The 10,439-nt window shown below is 41.3% G+C and carries 11 protein-coding genes and 1 tRNA gene; 6 read left to right on the top strand and 6 right to left on the bottom strand.

Features of this window, described 5'->3' with window-relative positions:
* The 3 genes from GGE08_RS01950 (at position 1) to GGE08_RS01940 (ending at position 1,494) form a co-directional block, all read left to right on the top strand.
* A complete protein-coding gene (locus GGE08_RS01950; RefSeq protein WP_179383224.1) occupies positions 1-960 on the top strand; it encodes a type IX secretion system membrane protein PorP/SprF in 960 nt (319 codons plus the stop codon).
* A 45-nt stretch (positions 961-1,005) separates the two neighbouring features.
* Positions 1,006-1,362 (top strand): dihydroneopterin aldolase, encoded by a 357-nt coding sequence (gene folB / locus GGE08_RS01945; RefSeq protein WP_179383223.1) that lies wholly within the window; start codon positions 1,006-1,008, stop codon positions 1,360-1,362.
* Positions 1,363-1,423: 61 nt separating this feature from the next.
* A tRNA-Cys gene (locus tag GGE08_RS01940) sits at positions 1,424-1,494 on the top strand.
* A 32-nt stretch (positions 1,495-1,526) separates the two neighbouring features.
* Here GGE08_RS01940 and GGE08_RS01935 read toward each other — a convergent pair.
* The 3 genes from GGE08_RS01935 to rnr are packed head-to-tail and all read right to left on the bottom strand — an operon-like array spanning position 1,527 to position 5,109.
* A complete protein-coding gene (locus tag GGE08_RS01935) occupies positions 1,527-2,189 on the bottom strand; it encodes a LysE family translocator (RefSeq protein WP_179383222.1) in 663 nt (220 codons plus the stop codon).
* A 3-nt stretch (positions 2,190-2,192) separates the two neighbouring features.
* On the bottom strand, positions 2,193-2,873 hold the full coding sequence (locus GGE08_RS01930) for a head GIN domain-containing protein (protein ID WP_179383221.1): 681 nt from the start codon (positions 2,871-2,873) through the stop codon (positions 2,193-2,195).
* 52 nt (positions 2,874-2,925) lie between these two features.
* Complete coding sequence (gene rnr / locus GGE08_RS01925; protein ID WP_179383220.1) at positions 2,926-5,109, bottom strand: ribonuclease R; 2,184 nt, start codon at positions 5,107-5,109, stop codon at positions 2,926-2,928.
* 595 nt (positions 5,110-5,704) lie between these two features.
* On the opposite strand from rnr, the gene rpiB reads away from it, so the two are divergent.
* Genes rpiB through GGE08_RS01910 form a run of 3 tightly spaced genes read left to right on the top strand, consistent with a single transcriptional unit; the run spans position 5,705 to position 7,505 of the window.
* Positions 5,705-6,136, top strand: a complete 432-nt coding sequence (rpiB, locus tag GGE08_RS01920; protein WP_179383219.1) for a ribose 5-phosphate isomerase B — start codon at positions 5,705-5,707, stop codon at positions 6,134-6,136.
* Between the two features lie 5 nt (positions 6,137-6,141).
* Positions 6,142-7,065 (top strand): cation diffusion facilitator family transporter, encoded by a 924-nt coding sequence (locus GGE08_RS01915; RefSeq protein ID WP_179383218.1) that lies wholly within the window; start codon positions 6,142-6,144, stop codon positions 7,063-7,065.
* On the top strand, positions 7,065-7,505 hold the full coding sequence (locus tag GGE08_RS01910; RefSeq protein WP_179383217.1) for a GNAT family N-acetyltransferase: 441 nt from the start codon (positions 7,065-7,067) through the stop codon (positions 7,503-7,505). Before GGE08_RS01915 ends, GGE08_RS01910 begins: the two co-directional genes overlap by 1 nt.
* A 2-nt stretch (positions 7,506-7,507) precedes the next feature.
* Here the strand turns inward: GGE08_RS01910 and GGE08_RS01905 are convergent, their stop codons facing one another.
* The 3 genes from GGE08_RS01905 to GGE08_RS01895 are packed head-to-tail and all read right to left on the bottom strand — an operon-like array spanning position 7,508 to position 10,336.
* Entirely contained in the window at positions 7,508-8,116 is a 609-nt protein-coding gene (locus GGE08_RS01905) for a hypothetical protein (RefSeq protein WP_179383216.1), read from the bottom strand.
* On the bottom strand, positions 8,094-9,341 hold the full coding sequence (dcm, locus tag GGE08_RS01900) for a DNA (cytosine-5-)-methyltransferase (RefSeq protein ID WP_179383215.1): 1,248 nt from the start codon (positions 9,339-9,341) through the stop codon (positions 8,094-8,096). The genes GGE08_RS01905 and dcm overlap by 23 nt, the downstream gene beginning before the upstream one ends.
* Before the next feature lie 29 nt (positions 9,342-9,370).
* Positions 9,371-10,336 carry a hypothetical protein gene (locus GGE08_RS01895; RefSeq protein WP_179383214.1) on the bottom strand — a complete coding sequence of 322 codons (966 nt, stop codon included), beginning with the start codon at positions 10,334-10,336 and terminating at the stop codon, positions 9,371-9,373.
* Positions 10,337-10,439: the final 103 nt, after the last annotated feature.

Genomic DNA, 10,439 nt, shown 5'->3' with positions numbered 1-10,439 from the left:
ATGTTCAAAAAAGTATACGCAACCATCTTATTTGTTCTGTTGGCATGCTTTGCCAAAGCACAAGAGTTGACTGTACCCCAACTATCCCAGTATATTGCGGACAATCCCTTTTTGATGTCCCCAACCTATGCGGGAATAGGTGACCATATCAAGGTAAGGCTCAATGGCCTTACCCAATGGGTGGGTATCGAAGATGCACCGGATACCCAAACCTTGGCCGCAGATGCACGGATTGGAAACAGGTCGGGAGTAGGCATGTTATTGTACAATGATAGTAATGGTTTCACCCGGCAACGGGGAGCCAGAGTGTCCTTTGCCCACCATTTGACCTTGGATAGGTATGACGATATCTTCCTTTCCTTTGGAATCTCTTATAACTTCAACCAATTTCGAATCGACGTTGAGCAGTTTGAGGAGCGTAATGGACAGCTTCCCGCTGATGATAAAGCCACTACCAACCATAATTTTGATTTGGGTGTACTCTATCGTTACGATAAATTCTTTTTCAGTCTAAATGCAGGCAACGTTTTAAATAAAGACCTGACCAATTTTAATACGGATGTTATTACCATTGAGCCCAATAAACTTAGAAACTATTATGTTTACTCGGGTTATAGCTTTTCCAAAAGCAAGAACAGCAAACTGGAAATAGAGCCTTCCGTATTCTTTCAATGGTTTGAAAGTGATGGGCGTTCCGTAACCGATTTGAACACCAAATTCCGGTTCCGTGATTTTGAGGACTATTATTATTTGGGGGTAACCTATCGTTTTTTGAACGATCAGTTAGGTAAGCCGCTTTACATTGCACCCATTGCAGGATTTAAAAAGAGTAACTTCTATTTTGGCTATTCCTATCAGGTCATCACCAACGAAATTTTGGGCTACAGCACGGGAACGCATGTATTGACCGTTGGTATGGATCTGTTCCAAGGAATAAGTAACTGTAGATGTATGTACTAGATTCTACTCATTTCCCGTACTTTTGCCCTTTCTTAATCAAAGGCTTTGGGAAAAATTAGGTTAAAAAACGTTCGAATACATTCCAACCACGGATGCTTGAAGGAAGAAATGCTCATTGGGAGCGATTATAGGGTAGATTTGGAAATTTCTGCCGATCTATCCCAACCAGCCAATTCCGACCAGCTTAGTGAAACCGTGGATTATGTACACTTGAACAACATCATAAAAGAAGAGATGACGGTGCGTTCCAACCTTTTGGAACATGTGGCCAAACGCATCATTGATCGCATATTTAAAGAAATCAAGGAAGTAACGGAGGTCGAGGTAGAAGTAGCCAAGATTAATCCACCCATCGGTGGCGATGTGGAAAGTGTATCCGTAAAACTAAGTTCCAGCCGATAAGTTTATTTAAAGGAATACTGGACAAAAATTCGCAAAATATTTTTAGCTTTGCGATCCAATTGGCATCGTGGCCGAGTGGCTAGGCAGAGCTCTGCAAAAGCTTGTACAGCGGTTCGAATCCGCTCGATGCCTCAAAACCCAGTACAATGTGCTGGGTTTTTTGTTTATAGATTCTCTATTTTTTCGATTTCTTCCTGTATATCAAATCTATCCTTGGGCAAAAATCCTTTGGTAATCAATACGATTCCGCAAATGATGAGCACTATGCCCAATCCCTTTTTTATCAGTACGATCCGTTCTTGGGTCAAATAGCGTTTCAACTGTTTGGCCAACACTATTTTAAGTACATCAATTCCGAAATAGACCATTAATACCGTTCCAAAAAAGACCACCATTCTGTTGGGGTTGTTTTCCAAACTGGGCCCCACCACTATAATCAGGCCCAACCAAAAGGCCAATACCCCAATATTGATAAAGTTCAACAGAAAACCTTTTACGAAGAGTCCCAAATAGGTTCCTTTGGTGGCTTTGACATTCGTCTTTTTTTTTGCCTTCTTCACAAATAGAAAAATTCCGTAGACCAACAGAATCATCCCACCGAACACAAACAGCCCGGGCTCGTTGCTCAAATTCTCCAACAATTGAAAACTACTGAAATAGGCTATCAATAAAAAAACGATGTCCGCCAAGATTACCCCTAGATCCAAACTTACCCCTGCCCTAAAGCCCTTTGTGGCACTGGTTTCCAATAAAACAAAGAAAACAGGACCGATCATAAAGCTCAACAGAAGCCCTAAAGGGATTGCAGCTTGGATGTCGTCAATCATTTTTTAATCTACTCTTTTTATTTTTCCGCCAAAGAGGGTTCGTTCATCCATGGTCTTTGGATCTCCATACACCAGCACTTCGCCACCAGCTTTTACATTGGCCTTTACATAATCGGTTGCATGGATTTCGGCATGTCCCCCTGCGTTCACACTTATCGTGGTAAATTTGGTTTTAAAGGTTCGACCGTTGTATGTACCTCCCGTATTGATGATCACATCTTGGTTGTTGGAAAATCCTGCAGCGAATATTTTACCTCCAGATATGGACTTGATCAATAATTGGTCCACCTCACAGTTGATTTCCAATTCACCACCCTCCTGTGCCTTCAGTTCCAAAACATCTTGCACATAGGTGTGATCGGATGATATCCTGGCATCTTCATTCACATCGATCACCACCAATTCTTCCGAATGGTACAGATCAACATAGGTTCTATACCCACTGAATATTTTAACGATTTCCATTCGAATTTTCAACACACCTTCATTATTGACAATGGCCACATTACTGGTGTTGGCTCCTGTAATCACCGCTTTATTTTCATTGGACTTGATTAAATTAATGGAAATTCCATCAAATCCCTTGACTTCGGTAAACTTTTGTAGGTTTTGGGTAATGGTAGCATCCTGGGCTTCACTGTATTGAAGTGAAAGGAACAACATAACAATCGTACATATTCTCATGTTATAAAAATTTGGTTCTCAATAGGATAACAAACTTTGTTCCAAAATAGTATTATTTCTTTTTACCGATCAAGGAAAAGTCCAAATGTCTTTTGATCAAATCGGTACTCTTCACCATCACGTACACTTCATCTCCCAATTGGTACATTCGTTTGGTCCGTTCCCCAATAATGGCATATTGGCGTTCGTCAAAAACATAATAATCATCTTTGATATCCCTGATCCGTACCATGCCCTCACATTTGTTCTCCACAATTTCCACATAGATGCCCCACTCGGTGACCCCGGAAATCACCCCTAAGAACTCTTGGTCCTTATGGTCTTCCATAAACTTGATCTGCATGTACTTGATGGAATCCCTTTCCGCATTCGCGGCCAATAGCTCCATATCGGAAGAATGCTTGCATTTTTCCTCGTAAAACGTAGCTTTTGGTGTCTTTTCCTTATCCAGATAATGCTGTAGCAATCGGTGCACCATCACATCCGGATATCGTCGAATGGGAGACGTAAAATGGGTGTAGTAGTCAAACCCAAGACCATAATGGCCAATATTTTCAGTGGTATAAATAGCCTTGCTCATACTTCGTATGGCCAAGGTATCCACCAAATTCTGTTCTTTTTTGCCCTTAACGTCCTCCAACAACTTATTTAGGGATTGATTGATGGTCTTTCGGTCCTTTAGGTTGATACTATGTCCAAATCTGGAAATAACGCCGTTCAGGGCCATTAATTTATCATCATCGGGTTTATCATGCACTCGGTACACAAAGGTTTTCTTCTGCTTCCCGATAAACTCTGCCACTTTTCTGTTGGCCAGCAGCATAAATTCCTCGATCAATTTGTTGGCGTCCTTGGACTCCTTGAAAAATACACCTACGGGTTCATTGTCCTCCGAAAGGTTGAACTTCACCTCAATCTTATCAAAAGAAATGGCACCAGCATCCATACGCGCCTTGCGCATGATCTTTGCCAATCGATCAAAAGTGAGAACGGCTTCAACGATTTCATCCGAAACAGAATATGCCTTTCCTCGAATGGAAATTTCTTTTGGTATTTGATGCTGTTTCGTCTCAATAATGTGCTGCGCTTCCTCATAAGCAAAACGCTCGTTGGAATTGATGGCCGTTCTACCAAACCATTGTTTGACCAACTGAGCCTTATCGTTCATCTCAAAAACGGCCGAAAAGGTGTATTTTTCCTCGTTGGGACGCAAAGAACAGGCTTGGTTGGACAACACTTCCGGGAGCATGGGAACCACACGGTCCACCAAATATACCGATGTAGCCCTATCGTAAGCTTCTTCTTCCAAAATGGTATCGGGCTGCACATAATGGGAAACATCCGCGATATGGATGCCTATTTCATAATTGCCATTTTCCAATTTTTGAAAAGAAAGTGCATCATCAAAATCCTTGGCATCCTTGGGATCAATGGTAAAGGTCAATACATCGCGCATATCCCTTCGCTTAGCGATTTCGGATTCCTTTATACTGGTATCCAAGGTTTTGGCGTACTGTTCCACCTCATAAGGAAATTCATGGGGAAGTCCATATTCCGCTAAAATGGAATGGATTTCGGTATTATGTTCGCCGGGTCTCCCCAACACCTCCACAATTTCACCATACGGGGAATCGGCATCATCCGGCCAATCGCCCAAATTGACCAAAACCTTGTCTCCGTCGTTGGCCTTTTTCAGCTTTTCCGGCGGAATGAAAATATCCGTGTACATTCTAGAATCGGTGGGGCGAACAAAAGCAAAACGTTTTTGCTTGTCCACAATACCCACGTAGGAGGTTTTCTTTCTATCGATTACCTTGGAGATTTCACCCTCCATTTTCTTGCTCTTGCGCCTCGGTTTTATGAATACCTCTACCGTATCGCCATGGAATGCTTTGTTGAGGTTGTTATTGGACACAAAAATATCGTCCTCCAGCTCATCGACCACAATATAGGCATTGCCACTGCTGGTAAGATCTACCCTTCCGGTAAAGTAGGTATGGAGCGATGGTTTCTTTTGATACTTGCCTCTTTCGGGTTCCACAATACGGTCACTGGCCTTTAACTGTCCCAATCGTTTGATCAATAAGTTTCTATCCTGCGTATCTGTAATCCCTAATTTAGAAGCTATCTGCTTGTAATTGAAGGTCTTGGAAGGTTCTTTTTCCAATACGGTGAAAATGCCCTTGGTTATCTCGTTCTTTCGCTGACTGCTTGCCCTCTTCTTTTTCTTTGACATTAACGTCCTTATTTTTTTGAAAAATACGAATTATAATTCTTGAGCAACAAAGAAAGGAAGAGTAATCCAAAACAAAGTGAACTTTATCAACAATAATCAATACTATCTCTTTTCTTCTTTTTTAAAATTTATAAAAATGATGATGATGATGGATCGTTGAAATGTGGAATAAAATTTTATCCAAAAAGTTGCTTTGAACCGATTAAAAATTTTGTTCACAATTTGTCAGAACAGAATAAATTTAAAAATCAATGGATTAGATTTTTTGTACACCGATTTTAATAACCGTTATCAACATCAATTTATTGAAAAGTAGATGTGTTTTTAATGTTAATTACCTTCCAAAAAGCGTTGATTTAGGTTGATTAATTTTTAATGGAATATTACCCCAACATTAAATCATATTTCCTAATGGTTTATTTTTTCGGTATTACAAAATTTCATTACCATTAGTTTTTTGTAATTAATTAACAAAACCTTGTTTTTGGTAAGCAGTTGTTTTCTAGTCAAATGCAGAAATCTGGATGATTTTATAAACAGCCCAACAGGAAAAGAAATCGTACCTTTGTGACATACCCATTTTTAAATGAACACCATGAAAATAGCCATTGGAAATGACCATGCTGGTACCGATTATAAACTAGCGATTATAGGTCTTCTCAAATCTAAAGGAATTGAAGTTGTTAACTACGGCACCGACGGTACCGATAGTGTGGATTATCCTGATTTTGTGCACCCCGTTGCACAAGATGTGGAAGAAGGCAATGTCGATTTTGGCATTGTTATTTGTGGTAGTGGTAATGGCGCTACCATGACCATTAATAAACACCAAGGCGTTCGCGGAGCGCTTTGTTGGAACAAAGAAATTACAGAGTTGGCCAGGGAACATAACGACGCCAATATTTTAAGCCTGCCAGCTCGGTTTATTGCTTTACCACAAGCCCTTGATATGGTACAGACCTTTTTGAATACCGAGTTCCAAGGAGGCAGACATGAGCGTAGAATCGAAAAAATACCTTGTAGATAAACCCTATGGGTCACCATCACCACCATGGACATTCACATTCCCACGCACATCCCGATTTAAAGGGAAGGAATCTGCTTATTTCCATCTTTTTGAACATAGGTATCACCCTGGCTCAAATTGTGGGTGGATTGCTGTCGGGAAGTTTGGCACTGCTGTCCGATGCACTGCATAATTTTAGCGATGTACTTAGCTTGGTCATTAGTTATGGTGCCCGTAGATTGGGGCAGCGTCAAGCATCCAGCCTTAAAACTTTCGGGTACAAGCGAGCGGAAATTTTGGCGGCTTTCATCAATGCGGCGACTTTGGTGGTCGTTGCCATTATTTTAATGAAAGAGGCTGTGGAACGGTTGATGCAACCACAAGAAATTGAATCCAACTTGGTTATTTGGTTGGCACTGATAGCCATAGTTGGAAATGGATTCAGCGTATTGCTCCTTAAAAAGGATTCGAACCACAATATGAACATGAAATCCGCCTATTTGCATTTGCTTACCGATATGATGGCCTCCGTGGCTGTGTTGATAGGTGGTATTCTGATGAAATATTTCCAGGTATATTGGGTAGATGCCATCCTCACCATGATTATTGGGGTCTATTTGATTTATATGGGTTATGATTTGTTGAAGGAATCCACCAAAGTATTGATGTTATTTACACCGAAATCAGTAGTGATCCAAGATATCGTGGAATCCATTTGTACCATTGAACCTGTGAAAAATGTCCACCATGTCCATATTTGGCAGCTCAATGAGGAAGAAGTGCACATGGAAGCCCATATTGATTTTAAGGAAGACATACGACTGTCGGAATTTGATGCCATTCTCGAAAAAATAGAAGAACATGTGTACCACAAGCACGGTATCAACCATGTTAACATACAGCCAGAGTTTGATAAATGTGATTCCAAAAGTGTAATAGTCCAAGATTGATGCAAGTATACATAAAAACATTTGATGAACTGGCCATTCATGAGCTCTATCAAATTCTACGCCTCCGCAGTGAGGTCTTTGTGGTGGAGCAGGACTGTGTGTACCAAGATGTGGACAATAAGGACCAAAAAGCACACCATGTCATAGGCTTGAAAGAAGATGAAGTGGTTGCCTATACCCGGGTTTTTAAACCAGGCGATTATTTTGATAATGTAAGTATCGGCAGGGTGGTGGTACGTCAAGACCAAAGAAAATACGGCTTGGGCAAACAGATTATGTTGGCAACGATGGCAGCTATTGATCAACGTTTTCCCAACAAACCCATCGAAATTTCCGCACAATCCTATTTATTAAAGTTTTATACAGATCTTGGTTTTTCTGCCTTTGGCGAAGAATATTTGGAAGATGGCATTCCGCATCGAAGAATGTTGAAGAAGTGAATTCAAATTAACCTCTTCGCCACTCCAATTCGATTCAAAAATTCTAGTCTTAGAATAAGATTCACGGGCTTTTCCACTTTGTTTGTACTGGAAAAATATAGATAGCCTTCTTTCTTGGGATCAAGACGCTCCAGCACCAACTTTCCATTCACCTCTTTTTGATTAAGGGCCAATTGCTCTAATAGAGACTGATTTAGACCCAGTTCATGTAAACGCAAAATCAGTTTTTCCCTATTCACAAAAGTGATGTTGCAACTGGTGAACACATCCGCTTCATCCGAATAAATGTTGGTGACCAATGCATAAAAATGGGTCTTTTTGGAAACATCGAACAGCCAACCCTGCTTTTGCACCCCGTTTTTCGTGTAAAAGAGCTCAAAGGCAAAAGTGGGCAAACTTTCGTTAATGTAGTCCAACTGGGCTTTTTCGTCCACAAAATAGGTATTCCCCGATCGGTTGTCCTTAAGGATTAAATCGATTCCTTGCCGTTGTTTTTTAAGATTTGAAACACGCTCAAATTCATAATTTTTGAGGTGTTTTTGATAATAGGTATCCAGTAATGGGGTTAATCGTTGTTCTTTGGATAAGTCAGTTTTGAAGTTGCTTTTCAAGTTGGTCAATTTTCCGGAACAGGGAAGCACCAATCTTTTCCACAATGCCCACCACTAAAGCGTTGCCCATAAAAAAGGCGCGTTTGGCATCCGAAATGCCCTCCAATTGGGTATGATGGTCCGGAAACATGTTCAACCGTTCCAATTCAACAGGTAAGAGTCTTCGCAGTCCCTTGGAGGTTTGGACCACGTGCTTAAACCGCGAAGGGGATTTCCCGCCCTCACCGGTTATAATAGTTCTGGAAGGTTGATCAAGAGCATCAGGGAAGACCATGCTTCCCTCGCTATAATGGTATTCAAAACCAGCTTTGGTCTTGCGTATTTCTTTTTTGGAGCCTTTTAAATAATCCCATTTGGGCAAATCGGCCTCATCAATATAATATTCGGAAGGAATGTTACCCTGCTCCAAAATATCCGATAACATCGTTCTATTTCCATCGTAAGAAGCGGAGGTGGTTAAGGTAGTTACCTTGCCATCTACACAGATTCCGGTATTCAGGAAAGGAGATAGTCCTTTTTCACTGTTGAAATTGGAGGATAGTTCCACCAAATCTTCATCCAAATCAAATACAGTCGGTTTTTGATGGGTTGGGGCGACGGGAAAGGCTTCGGAGAAAATACCATCGCGAAGCATCCAATCTTCTGGATGCGAATTTTTCATTTTTTGATGGATTTTGGACCCCTTAAAATACGCCAGAAAAAAAACGCGCCTTCGGCGCTGAGGCATTCCATACTCGGCCGCATTGATTACGCGCCATTCCACGGCATAGCCCAAATCCGACAGGCTACGCAACATCACTGCAAAATCCCGACCACGTTGTGTGGAAGGCGATTTTAAAAGGCGGTCCACATTTTCCAAAAACAGATAATTCGGCTTGTTTTTCTTTTCGGAAAGTATTCGGTGAATGGACCACCAAAGAACCCCCTTTTTACCAATAAGCCCCTTGGAGTTTTTCAGGGAAGTGGCCACCGAGTAATCCTGACAAGGAAAGCCTCCGACCAACATATCATGGTCTGGGATTTCTTCGGTTTTCACAGTCTCGATATTCGCATTGCAATGGTTCTCCTTGCCAAACCGAGCTTCGTAGACCAAGGAAGCGTGCTGCATTTTGGTGGAAGGCTCCCATTGGTTGCTCCAGACCACTTCGAAACGGTTAGTGCGTTCCAGACCAAGGCGAAAACCGCCAACCCCTGCAAAAAGTTCACACACTTTAAGTTGTTGCATGCCCAAAAATAGAATTTATTCCCTCTTTTTTAACCATTAATGGATGAATCAAAGACGGTTTGGTAAAAAGATAGCAGGAATACAACGGAAAAAATAAAGACCACGACCATAAAGATGGTATTCAAGAATCGCGAAAAATCCTGATTTTCCAAATTTTCGGTGATTCTGGAAGCATCGGGATTTCCGGGGAGGTACATTACCTCTACATGGTCCATTTCTTCAGCAGACTGGGCATTTTCCGCTATTTTTTTATCATTTCCTTTGATTTTCTCCCCATTTTGGGACCTAAACAAATAGGAAAAATCAAAAACAGGTTCCGCCTTGACCAAGGTTCCCGTATTTTTCCGAGCTGATACTGTTGCCGTCGCCCCAATTCCATAGAACAAGAGATTCCAGTTGTATTCCAAGGATTTTTTATCCACCAAAACCCCAATCTTTTGCAATAACAGATAGAGGAAGATGCTCACGACAATGAGCGTTAGCCCAATTTGCCAAGTATACGACGTTTTAAAGAGTTGCTCATAGGTATTCGGTGCAGCGAAAATCCGTTCCATAGCCTCGCCCATCAAGATATAGCTCCCTATCACATAAACAATGATTTTTAGGCTGCAGATGATGACAAATACAAATGAAAACCGACAAGGTTTTTGGGAAAGGAAGATGGGATTTTTGGGTTTTCGGGCAATATTAAGGCCAATTTCGATGGTTTTATCGGTTTCAAACCGTCGTAAATGGGGTTTGGTGTCCCATACCCGAATTTTTCGGTGTATATGATGACCGGAAAAATTCTCGAACAGCAACAACAGCTCCAGTAATGGTTTTTTTCCGCCTTTAATGGTAGTTACGGTTATGATGGAGGCTTCTTTGGTAACGGATCCGCTTCTCCGATTACGCACAATGCAGAACGCCCTTGAGAAACAATTGCTCATCAAATTGTACAACCAATAAAAAAGAACAAGGCCGATCAGGGACAAGGTGAGCACAGTGTAGGTCATATGCAAAATTTTCAGTTAAGATATGACGCCAAAGGAAAAGTTTGGCCCACCAATTGACGGTTGATGCTTTTGAATTGACGGATGGGGGTTTTGAATTGACGGA

Origin of the sequence: Allomuricauda sp. ARW1Y1, from assembly GCF_013407935.1 — a bacterium.
GTDB lineage: Bacteria > Bacteroidota > Bacteroidia > Flavobacteriales > Flavobacteriaceae > Flagellimonas.
Note: the sequence above shows the minus strand (reverse complement) of the source record. Positions and strands in the feature narration are given on the sequence as shown.